This window comes from Commensalibacter communis, assembly GCF_947179105.1.
Taxonomy (GTDB): Bacteria; Pseudomonadota; Alphaproteobacteria; order Acetobacterales; family Acetobacteraceae; genus Commensalibacter; species Commensalibacter communis.
In genome coordinates this window covers 730,931-755,565 of the sequence record NZ_CAMXCK010000001.1, presented here as the reverse complement: position 1 = coordinate 755,565, position 24,635 = coordinate 730,931, and the positions used below count along the sequence as shown (strand labels likewise).

Annotated in this window: 23 protein-coding genes and 1 tRNA gene; 7 read left to right on the top strand and 17 right to left on the bottom strand. The window is 37.3% G+C overall.

The features are described 5' to 3' along the window. Positions 1–6: 6 nt before the first annotated feature. Positions 7–1,296 carry a serine hydroxymethyltransferase gene (gene glyA, locus PQG52_RS03555; protein WP_271801403.1) on the bottom strand — a complete coding sequence of 430 codons (1,290 nt, stop codon included), beginning with the start codon at positions 1,294–1,296 and terminating at the stop codon, positions 7–9. 181 nt (positions 1,297–1,477) lie between these two features. On the opposite strand from glyA, the gene PQG52_RS03550 reads away from it, so the two are divergent. The 3 genes from PQG52_RS03550 (at position 1,478) to PQG52_RS03540 (ending at position 4,273) form a co-directional block, all read left to right on the top strand. Beyond that, complete coding sequence (locus tag PQG52_RS03550; RefSeq protein WP_271827941.1) at positions 1,478–2,950, top strand: amino acid permease; 1,473 nt, start codon at positions 1,478–1,480, stop codon at positions 2,948–2,950. Continuing rightward, positions 2,947–3,936: a porphobilinogen synthase gene (hemB, locus tag PQG52_RS03545; RefSeq protein WP_271827940.1), complete on the top strand. Its 990-nt coding sequence runs from the start codon at positions 2,947–2,949 to the stop codon at positions 3,934–3,936. The genes PQG52_RS03550 and hemB overlap by 4 nt, the downstream gene beginning before the upstream one ends. 91 nt (positions 3,937–4,027) lie before the next feature. Beyond that, entirely contained in the window at positions 4,028–4,273 is a 246-nt protein-coding gene (locus tag PQG52_RS03540; RefSeq protein ID WP_271827939.1) for a hypothetical protein, read from the top strand. A gap of 92 nt (positions 4,274–4,365) precedes the next feature. Here PQG52_RS03540 and PQG52_RS03535 read toward each other — a convergent pair whose 3' ends face one another. From PQG52_RS03535 to PQG52_RS03475, 13 genes are all read right to left on the bottom strand, one after another. After that, on the bottom strand, positions 4,366–5,070 hold the full coding sequence (locus PQG52_RS03535) for a pirin family protein (protein ID WP_271827938.1): 705 nt from the start codon (positions 5,068–5,070) through the stop codon (positions 4,366–4,368). Positions 5,071–5,211: 141 nt separating this feature from the next. Continuing rightward, positions 5,212–6,729, bottom strand: a complete 1,518-nt coding sequence (locus tag PQG52_RS03530) for an AMP-binding protein (RefSeq protein WP_271827937.1) — start codon at positions 6,727–6,729, stop codon at positions 5,212–5,214. Continuing rightward, positions 6,723–7,556 (bottom strand): SDR family NAD(P)-dependent oxidoreductase, encoded by an 834-nt coding sequence (locus PQG52_RS03525; RefSeq protein WP_271827936.1) that lies wholly within the window; start codon positions 7,554–7,556, stop codon positions 6,723–6,725. Before PQG52_RS03525 ends, PQG52_RS03530 begins: the two co-directional genes overlap by 7 nt. 94 nt (positions 7,557–7,650) lie before the next feature. Continuing rightward, the gene (gene parC, locus PQG52_RS03520) at positions 7,651–9,855 is read right to left on the bottom strand and encodes a DNA topoisomerase IV subunit A (RefSeq protein ID WP_271827934.1); all 2,205 of its coding nucleotides are present in this window, start codon (positions 9,853–9,855) and stop codon (positions 7,651–7,653) included. Between the two features lie 234 nt (positions 9,856–10,089). Continuing rightward, positions 10,090–10,881 (bottom strand): MBL fold metallo-hydrolase, encoded by a 792-nt coding sequence (locus PQG52_RS03515; RefSeq protein WP_271827933.1) that lies wholly within the window; start codon positions 10,879–10,881, stop codon positions 10,090–10,092. 2 nt (positions 10,882–10,883) lie between these two features. Then, on the bottom strand, positions 10,884–11,672 hold the full coding sequence (locus tag PQG52_RS03510; protein ID WP_271827932.1) for a TatD family hydrolase: 789 nt from the start codon (positions 11,670–11,672) through the stop codon (positions 10,884–10,886). 5 nt (positions 11,673–11,677) lie between these two features. Further along, positions 11,678–13,213, bottom strand: a complete 1,536-nt coding sequence (gene metG / locus PQG52_RS03505; protein ID WP_271827931.1) for a methionine--tRNA ligase — start codon at positions 13,211–13,213, stop codon at positions 11,678–11,680. Next, a complete protein-coding gene (locus tag PQG52_RS03500) occupies positions 13,210–14,163 on the bottom strand; it encodes a DNA polymerase III subunit delta' (RefSeq protein WP_271827930.1) in 954 nt (317 codons plus the stop codon). Before PQG52_RS03500 ends, metG begins: the two co-directional genes overlap by 4 nt. Continuing rightward, on the bottom strand, positions 14,160–14,798 hold the full coding sequence (gene tmk, locus PQG52_RS03495; protein ID WP_271827929.1) for a dTMP kinase: 639 nt from the start codon (positions 14,796–14,798) through the stop codon (positions 14,160–14,162). Before tmk ends, PQG52_RS03500 begins: the two co-directional genes overlap by 4 nt. 87 nt (positions 14,799–14,885) lie before the next feature. Then, the gene (locus PQG52_RS03490) at positions 14,886–16,112 is read right to left on the bottom strand and encodes a D-alanyl-D-alanine carboxypeptidase family protein (RefSeq protein ID WP_271788844.1); all 1,227 of its coding nucleotides are present in this window, start codon (positions 16,110–16,112) and stop codon (positions 14,886–14,888) included. Positions 16,113–16,125: 13 nt separating this feature from the next. Next, complete coding sequence (locus tag PQG52_RS03485) at positions 16,126–17,004, bottom strand: SPOR domain-containing protein (protein WP_271827927.1); 879 nt, start codon at positions 17,002–17,004, stop codon at positions 16,126–16,128. Between the two features lie 87 nt (positions 17,005–17,091). Beyond that, complete coding sequence (locus tag PQG52_RS03480) at positions 17,092–18,087, bottom strand: lytic murein transglycosylase (RefSeq protein WP_271827926.1); 996 nt, start codon at positions 18,085–18,087, stop codon at positions 17,092–17,094. Between the two features lie 372 nt (positions 18,088–18,459). Continuing rightward, on the bottom strand, positions 18,460–19,068 hold the full coding sequence (locus PQG52_RS03475) for a fumarylacetoacetate hydrolase family protein (RefSeq protein WP_271827925.1): 609 nt from the start codon (positions 19,066–19,068) through the stop codon (positions 18,460–18,462). A gap of 97 nt (positions 19,069–19,165) precedes the next feature. On the opposite strand from PQG52_RS03475, the gene PQG52_RS03470 reads away from it, so the two are divergent. After that, complete coding sequence (locus PQG52_RS03470; protein WP_271827924.1) at positions 19,166–19,702, top strand: cytochrome b; 537 nt, start codon at positions 19,166–19,168, stop codon at positions 19,700–19,702. 29 nt (positions 19,703–19,731) lie between these two features. On the opposite strand, the gene PQG52_RS03465 is transcribed toward PQG52_RS03470, so the two are convergent. Further along, a tRNA-Val gene (locus tag PQG52_RS03465) sits at positions 19,732–19,806 on the bottom strand. A 116-nt stretch (positions 19,807–19,922) separates the two neighbouring features. Here PQG52_RS03465 and PQG52_RS03460 point away from each other — a divergent pair. Further along, positions 19,923–20,807, top strand: a complete 885-nt coding sequence (locus PQG52_RS03460; protein WP_271827922.1) for an N-formylglutamate amidohydrolase — start codon at positions 19,923–19,925, stop codon at positions 20,805–20,807. A 7-nt stretch (positions 20,808–20,814) separates the two neighbouring features. Here PQG52_RS03460 and PQG52_RS03455 read toward each other — a convergent pair whose 3' ends face one another. Together PQG52_RS03455 and PQG52_RS03450 are read right to left on the bottom strand one after the other, a co-directional pair. After that, on the bottom strand, positions 20,815–21,432 hold the full coding sequence (locus tag PQG52_RS03455; RefSeq protein ID WP_271827921.1) for a hypothetical protein: 618 nt from the start codon (positions 21,430–21,432) through the stop codon (positions 20,815–20,817). A 51-nt stretch (positions 21,433–21,483) separates the two neighbouring features. Continuing rightward, positions 21,484–21,909 carry a CoA-binding protein gene (locus tag PQG52_RS03450; RefSeq protein ID WP_271827919.1) on the bottom strand — a complete coding sequence of 142 codons (426 nt, stop codon included), beginning with the start codon at positions 21,907–21,909 and terminating at the stop codon, positions 21,484–21,486. Between the two features lie 101 nt (positions 21,910–22,010). On the opposite strand from PQG52_RS03450, the gene htpG reads away from it, so the two are divergent. Beyond that, a complete protein-coding gene (gene htpG, locus PQG52_RS03445) occupies positions 22,011–23,861 on the top strand; it encodes a molecular chaperone HtpG (RefSeq protein ID WP_271827918.1) in 1,851 nt (616 codons plus the stop codon). Positions 23,862–23,868: 7 nt separating this feature from the next. Then, positions 23,869–24,519 carry a bifunctional nicotinamidase/pyrazinamidase gene (gene pncA, locus PQG52_RS03440; protein ID WP_271827916.1) on the top strand — a complete coding sequence of 217 codons (651 nt, stop codon included), beginning with the start codon at positions 23,869–23,871 and terminating at the stop codon, positions 24,517–24,519. The last annotated feature ends 116 nt before the right edge of the window (positions 24,520–24,635 follow it).

Here is a 24,635-nt window from a genome sequence, read left to right as displayed (position 1 = left end):
TAAAAACTATTTATATATCGGAAAACGTTTGCAGAGTGCAACTACCTTTTGATGTACTTCTTGTTCTGCTTTGCTGTTATCACCATCAGGAGCATCAGCCAAAGCAGTCAGAACTTCATTAATTAACAATCCAATTTCACGGAATTCTACTTCTCCAAATCCACGAGATGTTCCTGCGGGGCTACCTAAACGGATACCAGATGTAATTGCTGGTTTCTCTGGATCAAAAGGAATAGCATTTTTGTTCGTCGTGATCCCTGCTCTTTCCAAACTTTCTTCTGCTTGTTTTCCTGTTACTTTCTTTGGACGCAAATCGACTAATAGTAAGTGACAGTCTGTCCCTTCAGTAACAATATCAAAACCACATTCAATTAAAGTTTCAGCAAGAACTTTGGCATTTTTGGCAACAGATTTTTGATATTCTTTAAACTCTGGGCGTAGAGCCTCACCAAAAGCAACAGCTTTTGCCGCAATCACGTGCATTAATGGGCCGCCTTGTAATCCAGGAAATACAGCTGAATTAATCTTCTTAGCAAGATCAGGATTATTGGTTAAAAGAAAACCTCCACGTGGTCCACGTAATGTTTTGTGCGTTGTGCTGGTGACAATGTCAGCATAAGGAACTGGATTAGGGAATAGACCTGCTGCAACTAATCCAGCAAAATGAGCCATATCCACCATTAAATAGGCACCAACTTCATCAGCAATCTTACGAAAACGTTCGAAATCAATGATACGTGGGTAGGCTGATCCCCCTGCAATAATCAATTTTGGTTTTTCAGCGCGTGCAATAGATTCCATTTCATCATAATCTAAATATCCATCTTGACGACGAATACCATATTGTAATGCATGAAACCATTTACCAGAAAAATTAGGGGCAGCACCATGAGTTAAATGCCCACCAGAAGCCAAATTCATCCCCAATACTTTATCACCAGGCTTCACGGTTGCCATATAAGCTGCCAAATTCGCATTCGCACCAGAGTGAGGCTGCACGTTGGCGTATTCAGCACCAAAAATTTTCTTAAGACGTTCAATAGCAAGTGTTTCAACTTTATCAACTTCGGCACAGCCACCATAATAACGACGCCCAGAATATCCTTCGGCATATTTATTCGTCAAGACACTACCTTGTGCTTCTAAAACAGCTTGAGAAACAAGGTTCTCACTTGCAATAAGCTCAATGCCATCTTGTTGGCGAACCAGTTCGCCATGAATATATTGACTGACTTCTGGGTCCGTACTAGATAAATCAGAGTTGAAAAACTGATCATAATTTTTATTATCAGACATTCACAAATTCCTGCTATTAAAGATTGAGGGTTTTAATTAAATTTCTTGTATCTATATAAATAAAATATATTCTTGTTTTTTTAAACATTAATTTTGTAAAAAAGTTATTTTAATAGTGACTCATTTTATTCTAATTAAGCAATAAATTTGCATGGCCTTTTTATTAAAGGAAAATACACATATGGGAAACATCACCTTTTCTTCTTTACTAAGAAAAAAAAATATAGAAACCCCTCCCTCAGATAAAGAAGATTTGGCGCGTGTTATTGGTATGCCTTCTCTTATTTTCTTTGGTGTCGGTGGGATTGTCGGAACGGGTTTATTTTCAATCACGGGTGTTGCTGCATCTGAACATGCTGGCCCTGCTGTTATCATCTCCTTTTTCATTGGTGCGATTGCCTGCGCATTTATCGGGTTATGTTACAGTGAGCTGGCTGGAATGATTACAGTTGCAGGCAGTTCTTACAGCTATACGTATATTGCGTATGGCGAAATAATTGCTTGGATGGTGGGTTGGAACCTTGTTCTGGAATATGCTGTTGGTGCTGGGGCTGTCGCAGTCAGTTGGTCTAAATATATGATGTCGTTCTTAGAAGGGTTTCATATTCACATCGATCCGCGTTACATCGCATCCCCTTTTGAAACGGTGACTTTACTTGACGGCTCAAAGGTAGATGGAATTATCAACCTTCCTTCTATTGTCATTGTAGTGATATTATCGTTATTGTTAATCAAAGGGTTAAAAGAATCATTAACCTTAAACAATATCGTCGTCGTGATTAAGATTTGTGTTATTTTAACCTTAATCGCTTTTGGTTTACCTTATATCAAAGCCGCTAACTTCGTTCCTTTTATCCCAGAAAACACAACAGGTACTTTCGGTCACTTTGGCTTTTCAGGGATTATGCAAGCCGCAGGAATGATTATATTTGCTTATATCGGATTTGACAGTGTTTCATCAACAGCCCAAGAAGTTAAAAATCCCTCCAAAAATATTCCAAAAGCAATTTTAATTATTATCTCTACTTGTGCAGTCATTTATTTTTGTTTCGCTTTTGTTATTGTTGGTCTTGTTTATTATACTGATTTATTGAATGATGCAGCACCTGTTGCAACAGCCATAGATCACACCCCTTTTAAATGGCTACAACCGATTGTAAAAATTAGCATTCTATTTGGATATATTCCCATTTTATTCTTATTATTAATTGGGCAAACTCGTATTTTCTTCTCGCTTGCCAAGGATGGTTTAATTCCAAAATTCTTTGCAAAAACACATCCCAAATTCAAAACCCCTCATTATTCACATACGTTCTTTATGGTATTTGTATGTATATTATCAGCGTTTTTCCCTATTGGGGTTTTGGGAAATATGTGTGCTATTGGGGCTTTGTTTGCATTTGTTTTTGTTTGTTTGGCTGTTGTCATATTACGCAAAACCTATCCAGATTATCCTCGCACGTTTAAAATTCCAGGTGGCCCGATTATTCCTATAATTGGATCTGCTACCGCACTTGTTTTAATGTATTCTTTGAATAATTTGACATGGATTATAATGCTATGTTGGATGGCTCTTGGTTTAATCATTTATTTCGGTTATGGCTATTCACATAGTAAATTAAATCAAAATACTAAACTAAAGGTTATAAAATGATTGGTAATTTTCCACTGACTCGTATGCGTCGTAATCGTCTTAACCATACAACTCGACGATTAGTTGCCGAAAATAAACTCAGCGTTGATGATTTGATTTGGCCGATTTTTATCGTAGAAGGACAGAATATAGAAACGGAAGTTTCTTCTATGCCTGGGGCTAAACGCGTCTCTGTCGATCGTCTGGGCGCATATATTGAACCTGGGGCTAAATTGGACATTCCTGCTTTGGCGTTATTTCCCGTTACCTCGAAAGAAAAACGGGATCCAACAGGCACTGAATCTTATAATCCTGATAATCTAATTTGCCGTGCAGCAAAAGAGTTAAAAAAGCAATTTCCTGAAATGTTATTAATTGGGGATGTTGCTTTGGATCCTTATACTAGTCACGGTCATGATGGTATCGTGCAAAATGGCTATGTCGTAAATGACCAAACCGTTGAAGTTTTGATTAAACAATCCATCAATCAAGCCCATGCTGGTATCGATATTATTGCACCGTCTGATATGATGGATGGCCGTATCGGCTCTATTCGTCAAGCTTTGGATCAAGAGGGATTGATTGATACTCAATTAATGTCTTATGCTGCTAAATATGCCAGTGTCTATTACGGACCATTTCGTGATGCGTTGGAATCAGGTGGATTATTAAAAGGCGATAAAAAGACCTATCAAATGGATCCTGCCAATCGTGGTGAGGCATTGGCAGAAGTCGAATTAGACATCAAGGAAGGTGCAGATTCTATTATCATTAAACCAGGAATGCCTTATCTTGATATTATCCGCTCTGTGCGCGATAAATTTGATATTCCAATCGTCAGTTATCAAGTTTCTGGTGAATATTCCATGTTAATGGGTGCAATCCAAAACGGCTTTTTACAAAAAGAAGGTGCTATTTTGGAGACACTACTTTGCTTTAAACGTGCTGGCGCCAATGCCATTATGACGTATTTTGCGTTTGAAGCAGCCAAATTGTTAAACGCTTAAAATTTGTTAAATCTAAAAAAATAGTATATAGTTAAGTTTAAATGTTAATAATCCGGCCAATTATTATAGAACATAAAATATTGAGAAAAAAATGAGTAAAAAAAAGAAAATTACAGCTACTGCTACCGAAGACACTTTTATTAAAAAAAGCCCCCAACACTCTTCCGTAGAAGGAAATACGATACTAAAAGTAAATAAAGGGCAAAAAATAATATTTACCCCAAAAGAGAATAAAGAGGATAATCATCTCGAAATTAGATATATCAAAGTAGAAGAAAGAAGCAAAATTATCCCAATTGCCTGTATTTGGACAAAACATTGGAAAATTGAACAATAAAATAAGATACGACAGCTTATTTTTGGTATAAGGGTTTAAGTTTTAATAATAATTTCAACTTAAACCCCTAATAGTATCTCTTTATTATTCATCTATACAAGACGCATATCAAACAACAATATTTCTGCACCATGACCATGACTAATTATTAATTGTTTTTCACGACAAATACGCGCTCCATCTCCTGCATTAAAAACTAAACCATTGACCTCCAGGCTGCCTTTAGCTACATGAAGATAAGCGCATCGATTATCAGAAATATCAAAAACAGCTTCTTCGTCTTTATCAAATAATCCCGCATATATCCGAATATCTTGATGAATTTTCAAAGAATTATCATGCCCATCTTCAGAAATAACAAGTTTTAATTTGCCTCTTTTTTCTTCAGTTGGAAAATAATGCTGTTGATATCCAGGTTTTGTCTTTTCTACATTAGGCATAATCCATATTTGTAAAAAAGCAGTTTTATTGGACGTAGATGGATTAAATTCACTATGTACTACCCCAGATCCCGCACTCATCAACTGAATATCACCTGGACGAATAATAGAACCATTCCCCATAGAATCTTTATGTTCTAACTCTCCTGATAAAACATAGCTAAAGATTTCCATATTTTTATGAGGATGCGCACCAAACCCTTTGGTTGGAGCAATTTGATCATCATTAACGACCAATAAATCAGAAAAACCAATTTGTTTTGGATCCCAATAATTAGCAAATGAAAAAGTGTGATAAGATCTGAGCCATCCGTGGTTCGCATAGCCACGCTCATTTGATAAACGTTGTTCAATCATGATGTTATCTTTCATATCGTTATTATCATTTAAATAACTTATATATAGCGACATAAAACGCATCAAAATAGAAAGCAATTGGTCAAAACTGTTTTAACTCAAAGAATGATAATCAGCAATACAGATGTTTTAAGAACTTATTTAAGTCAATAATTGTAATAATTTTTTCTTATCTGGCTTGCCGATGATCTTGATTGGAATTTCTTCAATCAATAGGATTCTTTTAGGCATTTGATAACGTGCAATTTTAGTGTTCAACCAAGCATACAATTCCTCTTCTGATATGCTTTGATTCTTTTCCACGACAATAAAAGCAACTAATCTTTGACCAAATTCACTATCGGAAATGACCAGAACAAAAGCCTCTACAACCATAGGATGATTCAACAAAGTCTGTTCCAAACTGTCAGGATAGACATTTTCACCACCAGAGACAATCATATCATCTGCTCGTCCTTGCAAATAATAATATCCATTCAAATCTTTATAAGCTAAATCTCCTGTTTCTATCCATGTTTTACTCTGGATAGACCATGCGCATTTTATATATAATTTTCCCACACCATCGGTCGTTGTTTGACTATTTTCTACAATTTTAGCTTGTAATCCAGGGATTGGTTTTCCTATTGTTTTAGAAGATTTTTGTAAATCATTCGGCGTAGCAATCATGCAAACCCCAGCCTCTGATGTACCATATAAATTAAATAGAACATTTCCCAGTCTGGACAATGTTTCATTAACCAAAGGCTCTGCTATGGCTGCACCGCCTGTAATAATACATTGTAAAGAACGTAACTTGCGTTCGTCGCACCTCAACATCCTGCTTAACATTAAGGGAACCAAAGTAACGACTTCGATTTGGTGTTTTTCCAATAAATCACAAGCATCTTGAGCGATAAATTTCTTTTTAAGATAACTTGTTGCCCCTAACATGACCGCCATACATAACGTTGCCATACCAAATCCATGATAAATCGGCGTGGCTATATAAATTGATTGATAACGATATAAATTTAGCTGAGTTAGCAATTGATAAAATGGAATAAGGAAGTTGCCAACTTTAGAAGAGCGTTCTGCACTTTTAAAATTTCCAGTTGAACCGCTCGTCAACACAATGATCTTAGAAAAATGCCTAACTTTTCTTTTCTGATGTAGCAGGTAATTCTTTTCTTTAAGAAAAGAATTAATTGATACCAACAAGTGATGATCCATAAAGATGCTTTGACCTAAAGACACATATTGGATCTCTGGATCGTGGATAATCCAGTTAAATTGATGTTTTTCGTTTAAACACTGAAATTGTGTAGATGATATTTCTGCGTTGATTAGATAAATATCTGCACCTAACACAGAGAGCGCAAATAAACTATGCACAAATGATAAATGATTATAAGCAATGACTGCTATTTTTTGACGAGGTTGTATATCGTAATGTTGATAAAGTTGATCTGCCAAATAGTGAGATTGTATATATAAATCACGGTATGTAACCTGAGCCGTATCATCCTGAAAAGCTATTCTATTGGGATATAATTTTTGTGCCACGTACAACAGCGCCATTAAATTCATGCCAACAGCATGAAGAGCGTTTGTTAGATACAAAAGCCCTTTAAAGCTCAGTAATTTGATCTGATACAGTGCTTTAATGCCCTTTAACATCTCTTTTTCTTTAAATAAAATTGCATCAAATCTGCCCAAGCTCTGGCAAAAAACACAGAGGATACTTGTCCTAATAAAGTCCACCAAGGTTTATAATAGGCACGTTGCTCAATAATTAACTGGCAAATATGATCCGCTGCTTGTTGGCGAGACATGGTCGGCGCATGCTGATATGCTGCCGTCGGTTCTATCATCCGTGTTCTAACCAAAGGTAAATAAGCGGTAGAGACTTTGATGCCTTTAATCAATAACTCTGCTTCTGCACACCGGAACCATTGATCAAAAGCCGTCTTTGAAGCCTGATACGCCGCCCAATATGCTGTTGGAGCCAACAATACATTAACCGCCGAAATATTAATAATATGACCTTTATTCTTTTGTAATTGCGGGATAAGCGCTAAACATAATTTCACAGGCGCAAAATAGTTTAATTGCATCGTTCGTTGAAAATCATGAAAACGATCTAATGATTTCATAATAGGACGACAAATAGATTTTCCAGCATTATTAATCATGATATCAACCGAATATTGTTGTAAATATTTTATAAATTGATCGAGTTGTACTTCATCCGATAGATCAGCAGAAAATATATAAATTGCTGCTGGTTTATTCTGTAACTCTTGTTGAATTTGTTGGAGTTTTTCTTTCGTCCTTGCCACAATGATAAGGTGACAATCTATCTCTGACAATTGACGACAGAGCTGCTCCCCAATTCCAAAGCTCCCTCCTGTAATCACAATAGTTTTCTTGTGTAATTTATCAGCTAATAAAGCTTGGTTGATTTTAACCTTGGGGAATAAAATAATTTCGATAATGCGCTTCAACTCATTTTTCCATTATTCAAGCAATTGAAAACGACATAATCAAATTTAAACATGGAAAATAATATCCATTTTCCATGTTTATTCATCAGTAAAATTATCCTCTTAACCAATTAGGTGATTTTTTTCCGACACCCGCACGATTACCTACAAAATCTTTTAAGTCTTCTAAACTTCTTTTTCGGCTTTTTTCAGAAATGACTAACCCTTCTTTGGAAGAGAAAATTGCAATAAGTTTTGGTTTGCCCTTGCCTAATTTTTGTAAAATAACCCCAGCACCTTTTTTCAGCTCTGGAATTTGCTCTATTGGGAAAATTAGGAACTTGCTCGCAGTATTTGCAATGGCCACATAATCGCCATTGATCGGCAAACAATAAATTGCTTTTTCATCCTCTTTAAGATTTAAAAGTTGTTTACCTATTTTACGATCGGTTGATAGATTATTTCCTTCGGTAATAAACCCACGTCCACTATCGGATACCAGTAAGTATTTGCCATTCTCATCTAATACAAACAAAGCCAGAATAGTCGCATCATTAGAGAGTTCAACCAATAAACGAATAGGTTGCCCGTCCCCGCGACCACGTGGCAAATCAGAGGCTTTGATATTAAAGCTTTTCCCATCACTGCCGAAGACACAAATGCGATCGTTGCTTTGGCATTCTAAGGAAGTTTCGAACTGATCGCCTTCTTTGAATTTTTGTGAAGTCAAGTCCAGAGCATGCCCTTTTAATGCTTTGATCCACCCTTTTTGAGACAAAATAATAGTTAACGGTTCTCTTTCAACCTCTTCCAGCACTTCAACCACATCAACTGCTTTTGGTGCGCCAGAAATCAACGTGCGACGTTGCCCCAAAACACCTGAACCGAATTGTTTATTGCCTTCTTTTAATTCTTGAGAGATTTTTTTCCAACACAAAGATTCATTATTTAACAACGCGTTTAATGCTTCTTTTTCAGCAGAAAGCTCATCATATTCATGACGAATAGCATCTTCTTCCAAACGACGTAAGCTGCGTAAACGCATATTTAAAATTGATTCAGCCTGTAAATCTGTCAGTTTAAAAGTCTGCATCAAAACGGTTTTAACTTCATCTTCCTCACGTATAATTCGTATAACTTCATCTAGGTTAAGATAAACCGCAAGTAGTCCTTGTAAAATCTCCAAACGACGTTCCAAAGCGCTAAGGCGGTGTTGGCTACGACGAACCAATACATCATATCGATGGTCCAACCAAGCACGCAAAATTTCCTTTAATCCCATTACTTTAGGAACAGATTTGGAATCTAAAACATTCATATTATAGGAAAAACGTCCCTCTAAAGCGGTGGCTTTAAAAAGCGATTCCATTAAGACTTCAGGCTCAATCGTACGATTTTTAGGTTCTAGAACCAATCTGACAACATCAGTACTTTCATCACGAATATCAGCCAGTAAATTAAGTTTTTTTTGCTCCATCAACGAAGCAATTTGCTCAATCAATTTAGATTTCTGAATTTGATATGGGATTTCAGTAACCACAACTTGCCACGTACCAAATCGCCCTTGTTCTACTTCCCACCGCGCTCTAAGGCGCAAAGAACCACGACCTGTTTCGTAGGTTTGTAAAATTAACTCTTGATTTTCAACCAGTTCACCCCCTGTAGGAAAATCAGGTCCTTGAACAAATTTTAACAAATCTTTGGTTGTTGCCTGTGGGTTTTTAATTAAATAAGACGCGGCAGAGTAAAGCTCTCCCGCATTATGAGGGGGAATATTGGTTGCCATCCCCACCGCAATTCCACTGGCACCATTTGCTAATAAGTTAGGAAATGCCCCAGGCAGAACAATCGGTTCTTCTTCTTCACCGTCATACGTATCACGGAAGTCGACTGCATTCTCGTCAATTCCTTCGAGTAAAGCCTGAGCAATCATGGTCATACGAGATTCCGTATATCGCATCGCCGCTGCGTTATCACCGTCAATAGAACCAAAATTGCCCTGACCTTCAACCAAAGGATATCTTACGGCAAAGGTTTGTGCCAAACGAACCAATGCCTCATAAACAGACGCATCCCCATGAGGATGGTATTTACCAATCACATCCCCCACAATCCGTGCACATTTTTTAAACCCAGACTTTGGATCTAACTTTAATTGACGCATAGCAAATACTAAACGACGATGAACTGGCTTTAATCCGTCCCGCACATCTGGTAAAGACCGAGACATAATCGTTGACAATGCATAAGCTAGATAACGCTCGCTTAATGCAGTTGCCAGTGGGGTTTCTTTGATTAAGCCTTCGTTTTCAATCGTCATTCTTCAAGCTCTTAATTCTTAAATTACAATATATTTTGTTTATAGTTAGGGATTTAACCATAAGGTTTTAAGTTAATTATGTGTTTATTATAATTTTTATATTTTTGGTAGTAAGTTATGATATAAATAAGCAACAATACACTTAGTAGCGTCAAAATTAAATAAAATCTCTTTTTGCTTTCCTGATTTATTTTTATTCTGTTTTTTATAAAAACAAAAATATATTTAGAACTATTATGTAAAAAGAATCTTTAAACCATCATAAGCAACCTCTATACCATCAGGAAGGTTATTATTTAACCATTCCCAATCCATATCAGGTCCCATATGTGTTAAAATCGTCCTACCAGGCGTAATCTTTTCACGCCATTCCAAGACTTTATCAACCCACGCATGGGCAGGATGTGGTTCTCGTTGAAAACATCCTATAATCCAAGTTTCTACGCCATGTAGTATATCCAATCCATCTTGGTAAATATCCATCACATCTGTGCAATACGCAACCGAACCACAACGGATCCCAAGCGTTTTACCAAACCCATGACATTGTTCAAACGCCTGAATGGTTTCTTCTGCAACGGTAAATGCGTCACCATATTCAACGATATTCACATCTAATGCAGGACGGAAAAAATGAGGCGCTGTTGTCCAAGGCTTAAACGCATACGAAAAACGACTTTTTAGCTCTTGCAATGTTTCAGAAGTCGCATAAATTGGTATAGGTTTCCCAATCATACGATTAATAGAACGTAATTCATCTAAACCCGCAATATGATCTGCATGTGCATGTGTATAGATAACTGCATCGAGTTTGCTAATTTGTTCACGTAATAATTGTTCGCGAATATCAGGGCCTGTATCAATAATAATCCGCTTACCAAGATTTGTTTCAATTACAACAGAAGAACGAGTGCGACGATTTTTAGGTTCCAAAGGATCGCAAGCCCCCCACTCTCCTTTACCATCTTCACCACCAACCATTGGCACACCACCTGAACCGCTGCATCCCAAAAAGGTTACTTTCATTCTTATCTTGCTTTCGTAAATAAACGATGAAAATTACTTGTCGTTTGATCGATAAATTCTGATTCAGCCATATCCAATAACGCTGCAACATATTTCGCCGTATGTGCAACAAAGGCAGGCTCATTGCGCTTACCTCTGTAAGGAACAGGTGCCAGATAAGGCGAATCTGTTTCTACTAATAAACGATCTCTTGGCAGTTGAACAATGACATCCCGTAATTCTTGTGCTTTCTTAAAGGTCGCAATTCCAGAAATACTGATATATCCCCCAAGATCAATGGCTGCTTGAGCCAAAGCAAGACTGGACGTGAAACAATGAATTAAAAAAGGAAAACTGCCCCCGTTCTGTGTTTCTTCTTGTAAAATTCGCGCAATATCTTCATCAGCTTCACGAGCATGGATGCAAACGGGTAATTGTGTTTTCTGAGCTGCCTGAAGATGGGCTCTGAAAAATTCTTGTTGTTTAATGAACACATGCGGTTCACCATAAAAATAATCAAGCCCCGTTTCCCCAATACCAATCACCTGCCGATGATCAGTTAAGGCAGCTATCTCATCCGCAGTCGCAAAGGCTTCATCTTGAACATATTCAGGATGCGTTCCAACCGTGCACCATACTTTTAAATCAGGTCGGGTGAACGTCGTAATACGCTTTTGCATATCCGCTTTGGATATGCGTGTGCCAATCGTTACGACCTCTCCTAGCTTTGCTTCTTCTGCATGATCTAACAGAGTTACAAGTTCTTCGTCTGAAAAAAAATCAAGGTGACAGTGGGAATCAACTAAACGCATCAGAATTATTCAGCCTCTATAAATCTTGGGAAAATACCAGAAGGTGCAGGAAGCTCTCGGCCCGCAGGAATAAGGGTTTCAAGATCTGATAACTGACGTTCAGATTCTGTCACACCCAATTGCGTCAATAATTTATCCATTGCCCCTGGCATAAAGGGTTGTAAACACGTTGCAATAATACGCAGCGTATCAACCAAAACCCGTAACACTACATTCATTCGTTCCAAATCAGTCTTTTTCAATGTCCAAGGGGCCTGATGATCGATATAGGCATTCGAAGCACGAATAATTTTCCAAATCGTTTCCAAAGATTCATGCAACGCTTGACGATCCATTTGTTCACGCAACAAAATTGGCAATAAGATTGCTTTGGAAAGTAAAGCCTCATCGTCCTGATTACGTTGCCCAATTTCAGGCAGTTTTCCTTCACAGTTTCGCATGACTTGAGAAAGAGTTCTTTGAGCCAAATTCCCTAAATCATTTGCTAATTCGTTATTCATGCGATTGATTAAGGATTGTCGGCTATAGTCCCCATCCCCACCAAATGGAACTTCACGCAGTAAAAAGAAGCGAACAGGATCAAGCCCGAATTCTTCAACGAGTTTCAACGGTTCTATCACGTTCCCAACTGATTTACTCATTTTCTCACCTTCGACCGTCCACCAGCCATGAGAATAAATACGTTTTGGAACTTCCAAACCAGCAGCCATTAAAAATGCTGGCCAATAAAGCGCATGAAAACGAGAGATTTCTTTACCAACCAAATGCAAATCAGCAGGCCAAAACCGCCATAGGTCAGAGCTTTCTATATTCGGATAACCCAGAGCTGAAATATAATTCGTCAGCGCATCAAACCATACATACATCACATGGTCATCATCGCCAGGAACTGGAATGCCCCATTTAAAGCTGGTTCGGCTGACGGATAAATCTCGTAATCCAGATTTAATAAAGCTCAGCAGCTCATTACGACGACTTTCTGGGCCAATAAAATGAGGATGTTGCTCATAAAATTCTAATAACTTGTCTTGCCATGCAGAAAGTTTAAAGAAATAAGAAGGCTCTTTTAACCACTTTACTTCAGCCCCTGTTGGTGCAATTTTACGTCCGTCTTCAGCGGTCGTCAGCTCATCTTCACCATAATAGCACTCATCGCGCAATGAATACCAACCTTCGTAAGCCCCAAGATAAATATGACCTGCATCTGCAATTTTTTGCCATAATGCTTGGCAACTTTTGATATGGCGTTCTTCAGTGGTGCGGATAAAATCATTATAAGAAATGTTCAGTTGATCTGCCATATCCCGGAATTGCGCAGATACCATCGTTGCAAAATTTTGCGCTGATTGACCTTTATCCTGAGCTGCTTGCTCTACTTTTTGACCATGTTCATCGGTGCCCGTTAAAAAAAACACATCATAGCCGTCCAGGCGTTTAAAACGAGCCAAAACATCAGCAGCAATCGACGTATAAGCATGACCAACATGTGGAGCCCCATTCACATAGTAAATCGGGGTAGTAATCATATAATGAGGTTTCATAGTTCACTTACAAGGTTTAATTCAGAAATGAGTGTTTGTTTTTTATCTAGGTTAAAAGATTCGGCTTCTTTATGCCACTTTAAAAGTGTTTGCCATATTTCTATCCATTGTGAAATAGATCGCATGGGATATCCAAATTCATTTTGATGTTCTTGCACGGCTTTGCGAATACGTGCAGTAATAGCTTCTGTTATTAAATCCAGAAAAATAGAAAAGCCATTTTCTTTTTGTAATATCAAATCTGCTTGCTTATAGATTTCTTTACCCTTGAGTGGCTGGTTGAAAAGTGTTTCGACAATGTCCTTTATATTTAAATGCCCACTCTCCAACAATTGTAACGCTTTGCCCAAAGAACCATCAGCCATTTGGATTGCTTTACTTTGATCTGTTTTAGATAATTGAGGATTTAAAACAGATAAGCCCTGCTCCATCTCTTCAACAGATAATCCATGCAAAGTCATCTTCCGGCATCGACTTAAGATTGTTGGGAGTAACCGATTGGGATGCGTTGTAATTAAAAATAATAAAGCCCCTTTGGGTGGCTCCTCCAACAATTTTAATAAACTATTGGCTGCATTACGGTTCATCAAATCCGCATCTTCGATCACAACAATACGCCACCCACCCTCTGCTGGGGTTAGGCGTAAAAATTCTCCAACGGCTTTGATATCATCCATCAAAATTTCAGAACGTAATCGATTCTTTTTTTCATCTATACGACGACCAACGACTAATAAATCAGCATGGCTTCCTGCTTTAATACGACTGATCGCTGCTAGACTTTGTCCCAAGATTAATCGAACTAAATGATAAACAAAGGTTGCCTTTCCTATTCCTTCATCACCACTAATCAGCCAAGCATGATGCAACTTATTTTTCGCAATTGCTTGTTGAAAATAAGCATATTCCTTTTTATGTCCCCATAAATGATCATTTTGCCTTGGTATCATTGTTTCGATTCAAACAGTTGACGAGATACAATATCATACACATCTTGATGAATTATTTCCACATCTCTATATGCATCTACTCTGACGCACCGATTGGGATGGTCAATCATGATCTGTTTAAATCCATTCAAAACACGATAATGAAAATTCTCATCGAGTTGTTCGTAACGATCCACTCTGCCTTGACGGGCATGACACCGCTCTCTCATAACATCATAAGGGGCTTCGAAAACTAAGGTCAGATCAGGTTGTAAAGCAATCAAATGTGAAAGCTGTTTAATATATTGAATGAGGTCTTGATCCCCTTTACCCAGACCATATCCCTGATAGGCTAACGTAGAATCAATATAACGATCACAAATAACAATATAGTCTTGGCTCAATGCAGGTCTAATAATTTGGTCTACATGATCGCAACGTGCCGTAAAATGCGCCATGATTTCAGAACGTAAAGAAAAAGAATAACCACCAAACAGCAACAACTCTCGAATAGCTTCAGCACCCTTTGTACCACCAGGCTCTCTGGTCAATAAAACTTTTCGACCATCTCTTTTAAATGCTTCATACAAACGCTTAGATTGCGTTGATTTTCCAGCACCTTCTCCACCTTCGAAAGTAATCAAATATCCTGCCATTGCTGTATCATACTCTCCTTCTTATTTTATAAAATGAAAAATAGAGAAGTAATCAATTACATTTTCTATTCTTCATTCACAAAAGCACTATATTTTTTTTCCGAAATGATAACCAATATTTTTAAAGGTTCTGGAAATCATGCCAGACTTTGGAACAGTTTCACCTGCAATAACAGGAATCTGTATAGCTTGCCCACCATTTTGAACAGATAAAGAGGCTTGAACGGCTTGCCCTTTGGTAATAGGCGCTGCAATTGGAGCGTTATAATCCAAGGTAACTTGCATTTTATTACGCCAACCAACGGGTAACGTCATCACTAAATCTTCACCAGCAACCAAAGGCACAGTTGGAGAAGTTCCCATCCATACAGGTGCAGTTTCAATAACCTCACCTTTGTTGAATAATTTAACATTTTCGAACTGATTAAATGCCCATTGCAATAAACGTTCACATTCATGCGCACGTTCATTCATAGAAGACATGCCATTAGCAACCATAATCACACGACGACCGTTTCGTTCAGAACTGGCACAGAGTCCATATCCGCCCGCGGCCGTATGGCCTGTTTTCAAACCATCCGCTAATCCTTTATCAACCAAGACATTGCGGTTGCCTTGGGTAATATTATTAAATGTAAATTCTTTTTCGGAAAAGAAATGATAATATTCAGGGTAATCATGAATAAGATGGTATGCAATCAATGCAATATCGTGTGCAGACATTAAATGATTATCATTAGGCCAGCCTGTACAGTTCAAGAAATGTGTATTTTTCAAACCTAACTTAGGTGCCCAATCATTCATAATCGCAACAAATTGTTGTTCTGACCCTGCTATCCCCTCTGCCAAAACAATGCATGCATCATTCCCAGATTGGATAATCACGCCTTGGATAAGGTCTTGTACAGAGATTTGCCCATTTAAGGGCACAAACATTTTTGAACCCTGCATTCTCCATGCATTTTCACTGACGGGTAAAAGTTGATCCAGTTTAATACGTCCCGTGCGCAACATAGCAAACACGACATAACATGTCATGATTTTTGTCAAAGAGGATGGATGCATAGGCTGATCTGCCAGTTTATCCAACAAAACAGCACCTGTGTTATAGTCCATAATAAATGCATATTGTGCACTAGTCGCAAATGGCCCAATAGGCGTATTAGCTGGGGGGCCACTGGGGGCTAGTGGCTGTGCAGGAGCAGCAGCTTGTTTACGATTGTTTTTTTTTGCTTCAGCTGGAGAAGAACTCATTACGGCCAAAGAAAAAGCAAGGCCACTAGCACCAGTTAATAATGATCTACGAGTTTGCACGCTTATTCTATCCCTATTCAACAATAATTTTGGCACCTTTTATGCCAGATTTTAATAAAGAATCCAAGTTTTGATCTGCTTGTTCGACAGTATTATATGGTCCAGAGCGAACCCTGATAACACGTCGCCCCCCAGTATAAGTATTAACTAAACGACCACCCATTCTTGCGGCTAAACGATTAGCATAAACACTCGAAGTAAAAGATCCACCATCAATCCATAATTGACCACCCGTTGCAGCACCTTGACGGTATTCAACAGGAAGCTCATCTAAAGACAATAATCCTTTTATACTGTTTTCCGCAGGTTGTTCAATAGGATGTGCATTGGAATTTGAAGATTGAGATCCGTCCAAATTTTCAACCTTGATCGTATCCAACGGTGCTGTGTTGACCTGCATTTGCGTCTGAGGACCATTCGGCATTTTAAAAGCCAGATCTTGACTGCGTTTTTCATCTTCGATGATTTCAACTTTAGCAGTGGAATTTTTAGCAATCCCCAATAACTCAGCTGCTTTTGGGGTGAGCTCTAATATTCTATCCAAAGTAGAGGTTGGACGATCATTTAATCGGATCGTAATTTCCCGACCATTCTCTAAATTACGGACATTTACAATAGCGGGTAATTGTAACGTAGGATGAGCACCAGTCATAGACTGAGGGGAATAGATTTCACCGTCAGCTGTGGCTTGTTTGGCTTTTTTAGAGGAAACAATAGCAAGACCTGATCCTCTATATGCAAAATTTTCTTCGGGGTATAGCCACCGTTCCCCTAATTGATATGGTTGACCTGTCTCATAATGAAGTTTTACTTGAGGTAAAGTGGAAGCATCTTGTTTAGAACAAGATGCCAGCAACAAAGCTGCAAACGCAAAACTGTATGTTTTTATCATTGGGTATTTCATGGTCATTACAGCCATTCAAAAAATAAAATTATTCTCAGCTTTACGCTTCTCTTTCTTAAAAAACAACTTTATTTATTAACCAACTGCATCACCAAGCAATCCAACTGCCAAAGCATAGTAATCTGATGGATTATAACGACGAATAACGTTGAAATTATGATAAACCATAAACGCCTGCCCACCCTCACCATCGGGTCTAATAACGGCACCTTGAACAGAGCCATTTGAAAATTTTGTTCCGTTTTTACGTCGGACTCCCAAAGCTTGCCATTGGCCTAGGGTTTTGATGTTTTTACGTCCGATTTGCCCTTGGGATAAATTACCTTCAATTGTGATCTCTTGACCCCAAGGCTCGGAACCACGCCAACTACATTTTGCCAAATAATTCGCAATTGAAGCCAATACATCAGGCACGTCCGTCCAAATATTACGTTGCCCTGTGCCTGAAAAATCCACTGCATATTGCAAATATGCACTCGGCATAAATTGTGGCTGCCCCATTGCACCAGCATAGCTGCCTAACATCTTTTCAGGCGCAATATCGCGGTTATCTAAAATCTTTAATGCTTTCATAAGCTCAGATTTGAAGAATTTTGCTCTTCTGCCTTCATAAGCAAGCGTTGCCAAAGAATCAATAACATTGAATTTACCTGTATGTTTTCCATACGCAGATTCAATACCCCAAATCCCTAATACAATCCTTGGATCAACTTGATATTGCTTCCAAATTTTCGATAATATGCCAGATAAGGAACGATAAGAGGCTTTTCCTTGACTAACTTTTGTTGGGGAGATGACTTTTTCGTAATATTGTGCCCAAGTCATCGTAAATTCAGGTTGTTTACGATCCAACTGAATAACTTTTGCATTTGGAACCGACCAATCCAATGCACGCTTCATAATAGAGGCATTGAACCCTTGACCAATAGCTTGTTGTTGAATCTGTTTTAGGAAAGCTTGATATCCTGCTATGCTTTGAGCAGCCGCTTTGGTTAATACAGAGTCAGAAAACATTACAGAAGTTGTAACTGCTGTTCCTGCCCCAATTAAAAATTTACGACGCTCTATCATGTTTTATCCTTATATTATGATACTTTAAATTGTTATATATTTAACATTAATCATATCTCTTATTCATAGCAAGGTCAGAAACAAAAACAGATCGTTATTTAAATATTTTATTTGGTATATATCAAATCGCTTGATAACAACAAACAACTCCTTTCCCAATCTTCATCAGATAAAAAAGTATAAATTGACGGCATGTATTTCCTTCTTAACAGCTGAAACGCTCATTACGTTTATCAAAAAATTCTTTATAAAAACTGTTGTAGATTTAAACTCTGCATCGCCCGTTGAGTGCCAACCATTTGCCCTCACTCCCACTTTATAATCCATCAATCAAGTCAGTATTTCTTCAATATAAAAAACTGGAATCTAAACTCACTTCACTTGCAAATCAGCCATTTTTTGATTTTCTATAAAAAGAGAAAGTTGGTCCCCATGCTTTAATTGTCCAACACCTTTGGGAGTACCTGTGTAAATCAAATCATTTGGCTTCAACACGATGTATTGACTAAGATACTTAATAATTCCTGGAATATTAAAAATCATATCCTTGGTATTTCCTTCCTGTCGTTTCTCACCATTTAAACTCATTGAAAAGCGAACATCTTTTCCAAATTTGCCTTTAGAAATAAAAGAGGATACGTAACAAGAATCTTTAAATCCTTTTGACAAAAACCAAGGGAGCTTCTTGTCTTTTAACTTTGTTTGCAAATCTCTGGCAGTTAGATCCAACCCTACAGCAACCTCGTTATAGTAAGTTTCAGCTTCATTAAGTTGAATTTGAAACCCTTCTTTGGCAATTTTAATTACTAATTCGGTTTCATAATGAACGTCATTTGAAAAAATAGGCAACGTAATTATATCATTTGTAATCAATGAAGAATTAGGTTTGCTGAAAATAATAGGTTCAGCTTCAACATTATTTCCCAATTCTTTGGCATGTTCAGAATAGTTTCTGCCAATACAATAGATATTATTAATCATTATTAAATCCTGACTATATTAAATTGTTGTCGATATATTTACATTTTATTATACAAATAAAATTGAAAACCATACAATTTATCGAGATTAGAATTTAATGAATACTTCATATACGTTAACTGCCAAAATACTACATTGGATAATGGCTGCACTTTTTATTTTTGTTTGGTGTGTAGGATTTTATAGCGATCATTTTATCCTTTCCAATACAGACACACTAAGACACACTCTTATCGGATTACATAAAAACATAGCAACAACAATTATATTTCTTTTTTGTATTCGATTATTTTGGCGTTATACACATCCAGTCCCTGACCTGCCTCATACTATGTCTCCACATTTAAAAAAACTAACTCATTTCATGCATATCTGTTTATATATCGTACTTATTATGATGCCAGTTACAGGATGCTTGCTCAGTTGGAGCGTTGGTTATACCGCACCTGTTCTATATCTTTTTGACCTACCCACTTTAATCCACACCAATCCAGAGTTAAAAGCAATCATCAAGCCAACTCACATTTATTTATCTTGGATTGTAGGAATTATGGTTGTTGGACATATTGCCGCAGCATTAAAGCACCACTTTATCGACAAGGATAATGTCTTTAAAAGTATGATGTTTAAATAATTTTAAAAGGAAAATATTCAAAGCTTAGATGGTGGGTGTAACAGGGATTGAACCTGTGACCCCTACCATGTCAAGGTAGTGCTCTCCCGCTGAGCTATACACCCATCTTAGCTGATAGATGTTTAATAGCGATGTTCTTTTAAAAGTGCAAGTAGCCAAAGTGAAAAAAATGAAATATTTTATCCGATAATTTTATTTATTTATTTAATGAGAATGTTTAATGTCTCTTTTTGACCTGATAAATCCGCCGTTTTCTGAACCTTTTCTTATCCAACGTCCCCGCACTACACCCTCTTATCCTATTTTGATCAGTTCGCCACATTCTGGTATGGAATATGATTCTCGTTTACTCTCATTGTGCAGACTTTCTCTAGATGAATTACGGAAAAGCGAAGATAGTTATGTTAATCTTTTATTAGAAAATGTTTCACAATATGGCGTAACCTTTTTACAGGCATGCCTTCCTAGGATTTTCTGTGATTTAAATAGAGAAGCATGGGAACTCGATCCAGATTTATTTAAAGAACCATTACCAGAATGGTGCCATATCAATAGCCCTCAAGTTAAAAGAGGACTGGGTACTGTGCATAAAATCAGTAATAACGGTAAACAAATTTATAAATATTATTTATCTTTTCCGAAAATTAAACAACGTATCGAAACCTATTGGTTTTCGTATCATCAACAAATACAAGATTTTATTCAGAAAAATTGTGAGGAAAACGGTGGGTGTATTATCCTAGATATTCATTCAATGCCTTCTATTCCTAAACGAAATCCTTATTATGCAGATATTGTTTTAGGAGATGGCTTTGCACAAACATGCTCTCCGACCCTTATCAACAATAGTCAAAAAATTTTCACTGACAAAGGATTAAAAGTGAACAAAAATATTCCTTATGCAGGGGGATATATTACTCGACATTACGGTAATCCTCCTCAAAATGTTCATGTTATGCAAATCGAAATCAATAAAAGTCTTTATATGGATGAAGACAGTTTTGAATTACATAACGGTTTTTCTAAATTACAATCTATATTAGATGAATATGTTCAATGGGTTTGTGCTGAACAATCAACCATTCTGAAGTTAGAAATAAAATAACCCATCTCTATTTGTTAAGATCTGATTTTTTATAACAATCTTCATTAGTATATGGGAATATTGTATATATTTTTGGATACACTTTATAAACGCGAGCTATATCACAAACAATGCCATTCTTCGCTTTCCATAATTCTAGGTCATTTGATACGGTCAAATTATAATCTTGGCTGGGTGCTAGCATAAGTGAAGAATCCATACCACCCCAACCCCAAGCATCAATTTCATGTAAAAATCCTTCTTCTCCTTTTGCTTCTATGAACAGATCAGGATTAAACAAAGCCCATTGATAGAACGCTTCATACGGGTAAAATTTAGATGAAATGATTGTCGCTATTGGAGCCAAAATTATTAGAATTACAGAGATTAATAGATTTCTGATAGATTTATTATGCTGAAATTTATATATAATAACAGCAACAGATGTAAAAAATAGGCAAGTTAGAACGAAAAATCCGAGAAAAAATACATCAAAATCTCTCGACAATCCATAATAAATACAACATATAAAAAATAAAAAAGAGAGCAAAATATCAGAATGCCTAAACCTCTCACGAACAACTAAAAATATAATAACTGCTGGTATAGCAGCCATTAAAGTAAGCATGATTAATAAAAGTATCATTTTAAGGTCTTTTTTTAAATAAATAGTGGTATAATTTTTGATTGAATCACACTATCCATGCAACCCTAACTCAATCACAGGACATCGATCCATCACCACGTCAATCCCTGCATCTACAGCACGTTTAGCAGCAACCTCATGAATGATATTTAATTGCATCCATATTAATTTAGGCGTCATTTTTAGTCCCAATATTTCATCAACAATCGCAGGCACGGCCTCTGCATTACGGAAAATCTCTACCATATCAATTGACGCATCGATATCAGATAAAGTTACATATACTGTCTGCTCTAAAATCATTTTTCCAGCCAAGATTGGATTGACAGGAATAACGTTAAATCCATAACCCAATAGGCTTTTCATCACACCATAACTTGGACGATCTGGTTTGTTTGATGCCCCCACCAATGCAATTGTTTTTACTTGTGATAAAGCACTAAAAATATCAGAGCGAATGCTCAAAATCTTTGCCATTACGTTTACCCTCTTTATTTTTCACCCCTATTTATTGTATAATATTACTCGAAAATTTAAAAAACTATTTTTATCTAACAACATTAAGGAAACTTATTTTTATGAGTAAAGAAACATCTGCACCAAAAGAAGAACAACATCAATTTAGTGCCGAAGTCGAACGTCTAATGGATCTAGTGGTTCACGCCCTTTATTCAGAACGAGAAATATTTTTAAGAGAATTGATCGCTAATTCTGCCGACGCAATGGACAGAAGACGCTTTGAGGCATTAACAAACGAAGCTTGTGCACTTCCTGCAACCCCTCAAATTCGCCTAAGCGTTGATAAAGAGGCTCATCTTTTGACCATCAGCGATGATGGTGTTGGAATGAGCAAAAAAGAAATCATTCAAAATTTGGGAACGATTGCGCGTTCTGGCACTCGTGCTTTTGCAAAAGAATTAAAAGAATCAAAAGCAGAAGATCGTCCAAACTTAATTGGTCAATTTGGCGTTGGTTTTTACTCTGCATTTATGGTGGCTGACAAAGTTGAAGTGATCTCTCGCCGTGCAGGAACAGATGAAGCTTGGAGCTGGACTTCTGAAGGCAAAGGTCAATATACGCTTGCTGAAGCAACGCGTGAAACCGCAGGCACAACCATTATTCTTCATATCAAAAGCGATGCTGATGAATATTTAGAAAGCATGCGTCTTGAAAATATTATTCGCAAATGGGCGGATCATATTGCATGGCCGATTGCGATTAAGCAAGGCGATGAAGAAGAACGAAACGCGAATGAAGGTACCGCTTTATGGCGCAAACCTCGCAGTGAAATCACTGATGAACAACTTGAAGACTTCTATCGCCATATTACGCATTTATTCGACAAACCTTTGGCAACTTTATTATGGCATGCCGAGGGTGTATTTGAATTTACATCTTTACTCTTTATCCCAGGGATGATTTCTCCATTCGAACCTGTGGATCAAGAAAGAAAAAGTAAAGTTCGCCTGCATGTTCGTCGTATGTTCATTACGGATGAAGCTGAAATGCTTCCTGCTTGGTTACGCTTTATCCAAGGGATCGTTGATACAGAAGATTTGCCATTAAATGTTTCTCGTGAAATGTTACAAAATACGCCCGTATTGGCACGTATCCGCAAAGCATTAACCAATCGTGTGATGTCAGAATTGACTAAACTTTCAGAAGACGAAGAAAAATATAAAACATTCTGGAATCTCTTTGGTGCGATTTTCAAAGAAGGTCTTTGGGAAAATGGCGAACATTCAGAAAGTATCATTAAGCTTTCAAGATTTTACTCTTCTACTCAAGAAGACTTCACCACCCTACCGGATTATGTTTCTCGGATGAAAGAAAACCAAGAAGCAATTTATTATCTTGCTGGGGATTCCAAAGATATTCTTGCGTCTTCTCCTCAGTTGGAAGGGTTTAAAGCGCAAGGGATTGAAGTATTGCTCTTTACCGATGCAGTTGATGCATTCTGGCCAGATCGCGTTGGTAAATATTCAGACAAACCTTTACGCAGCATTACTCAAGCCAAAGAAGACCTTGAGAAACTGATGGGTGATGTTGAACATGTCAACAGCGAGGAAGAAGAAGGTTTGCTAAAATCTTTAAAAGATATCTTGGCTGATAAAGTGACCGAAGTTCGCACAACACAACGTCTGGTTGACAGTCCTGTTATTTTGGCTGCGTCTGCTGGTGGGCCAGATTTGCAAATGCAACGTCTCATGCGCCGTAACGATAAAACGATGCCTTCTCCTGCACCTGTATTGGAATTAAATCCAAACCATCCTTGGATTAAGTCTTTGGTTCTTAAAACAAAAGATGGCAAAGATATCAGTGAAGAAGCAACCATTTTGCTTGATCTTGCGCGTGTTCAAGATGGCGAAATGCCAATTGATCCAACCTTATTTGCTCGTCGTATTGCAACCGCATTAACGGGTAAATAAAACGACAATGCACATTAATCAACAAACCGATATTTTGGCTGTGATTGATGTGCAAAATGACTTTTTGCCTGGTGGGACATTAGGGGTTAAAGATGGAGATCAAATTATTCCTGTCATTAACCACCTTTTGTCCCATCGCTTCGAACGTTCTTTTGCAACTCAAGACTGGCATCCTGAAAATCATATTTCTTTTGCCAATAATCATCCCAACGCACAGCCTTATGATGAAATAAATTTACCTTATGGTAAGCAAACTTTATGGCCTGCCCATGCTGTACAAAATACATTCGGCGCAGAATTATCATCTAAATTACAACAACAATATTTCCAAATGATCCTTCGCAAAGGATGGCATCAGCATATTGATAGCTATTCTGCCTTTTATGAAAATGATCAGACGACTTCAACAGGATTAGTTGGCTGGCTACAAAATATTGGCATTAAACGAATATTCTTTACAGGCTTGGCAGAAGATTTCTGCGTTGCCTATTCAGCTCAAGATGCTGTTAAAGCTGGGTTTGAAACTTATATTATTCAAGATGCAACTAAACCTGTTGCGCTTCATACTAACAAGTATGAAACGACAACAAACAAAGTAAGGCATGAATTACAAAAATTAAGTGTAACTTACCTTACCAGTAATGATATTATTATTTAATTTCAATATACTTTTATAATAAACTAATAAAAAACTAGTCTTTAATTATAGTTATCATAATATAATGGTGAATTATAACCAAAAATACAGGTAAAGAATACGAAAAATTAGTTAAA

Coding starts and splice junctions, on each gene's coding strand:
- htpG (WP_271827918.1), top strand. CDS start 22,011: ATGAGTAAAGAAACATCTGCACCAAAAGAAGAACAACATCAATTTAGT.
- PQG52_RS03450 (WP_271827919.1), bottom strand. CDS start 21,909: ATGGCAAAGATTTTGAGCATTCGCTCTGATATTTTTAGTGCTTTATCA.
- PQG52_RS03470 (WP_271827924.1), top strand. CDS start 19,166: ATGAATACTTCATATACGTTAACTGCCAAAATACTACATTGGATAATG.
- PQG52_RS03530 (WP_271827937.1), bottom strand. CDS start 6,729: ATGTTAAAGGGCATTAAAGCACTGTATCAGATCAAATTACTGAGCTTT.
- glyA (WP_271801403.1), bottom strand. CDS start 1,296: ATGTCTGATAATAAAAATTATGATCAGTTTTTCAACTCTGATTTATCT.
- PQG52_RS03485 (WP_271827927.1), bottom strand. CDS start 17,004: ATGATAAAAACATACAGTTTTGCGTTTGCAGCTTTGTTGCTGGCATCT.
- tmk (WP_271827929.1), bottom strand. CDS start 14,798: ATGGCAGGATATTTGATTACTTTCGAAGGTGGAGAAGGTGCTGGAAAA.
- PQG52_RS03500 (WP_271827930.1), bottom strand. CDS start 14,163: ATGATACCAAGGCAAAATGATCATTTATGGGGACATAAAAAGGAATAT.
- metG (WP_271827931.1), bottom strand. CDS start 13,213: ATGAAACCTCATTATATGATTACTACCCCGATTTACTATGTGAATGGG.
- PQG52_RS03460 (WP_271827922.1), top strand. CDS start 19,923: ATGTCTCTTTTTGACCTGATAAATCCGCCGTTTTCTGAACCTTTTCTT.
- PQG52_RS03510 (WP_271827932.1), bottom strand. CDS start 11,672: ATGCGTTTAGTTGATTCCCACTGTCACCTTGATTTTTTTTCAGACGAA.
- PQG52_RS03475 (WP_271827925.1), bottom strand. CDS start 19,068: ATGATTAATAATATCTATTGTATTGGCAGAAACTATTCTGAACATGCC.
- PQG52_RS03550 (WP_271827941.1), top strand. CDS start 1,478: ATGGGAAACATCACCTTTTCTTCTTTACTAAGAAAAAAAAATATAGAA.
- PQG52_RS03535 (WP_271827938.1), bottom strand. CDS start 5,070: ATGATTGAACAACGTTTATCAAATGAGCGTGGCTATGCGAACCACGGA.
- hemB (WP_271827940.1), top strand. CDS start 2,947: ATGATTGGTAATTTTCCACTGACTCGTATGCGTCGTAATCGTCTTAAC.
- PQG52_RS03540 (WP_271827939.1), top strand. CDS start 4,028: ATGAGTAAAAAAAAGAAAATTACAGCTACTGCTACCGAAGACACTTTT.
- PQG52_RS03515 (WP_271827933.1), bottom strand. CDS start 10,881: ATGAAAGTAACCTTTTTGGGATGCAGCGGTTCAGGTGGTGTGCCAATG.
- parC (WP_271827934.1), bottom strand. CDS start 9,855: ATGACGATTGAAAACGAAGGCTTAATCAAAGAAACCCCACTGGCAACT.
- pncA (WP_271827916.1), top strand. CDS start 23,869: ATGCACATTAATCAACAAACCGATATTTTGGCTGTGATTGATGTGCAA.
- PQG52_RS03455 (WP_271827921.1), bottom strand. CDS start 21,432: ATGATACTTTTATTAATCATGCTTACTTTAATGGCTGCTATACCAGCA.
- PQG52_RS03480 (WP_271827926.1), bottom strand. CDS start 18,087: ATGATAGAGCGTCGTAAATTTTTAATTGGGGCAGGAACAGCAGTTACA.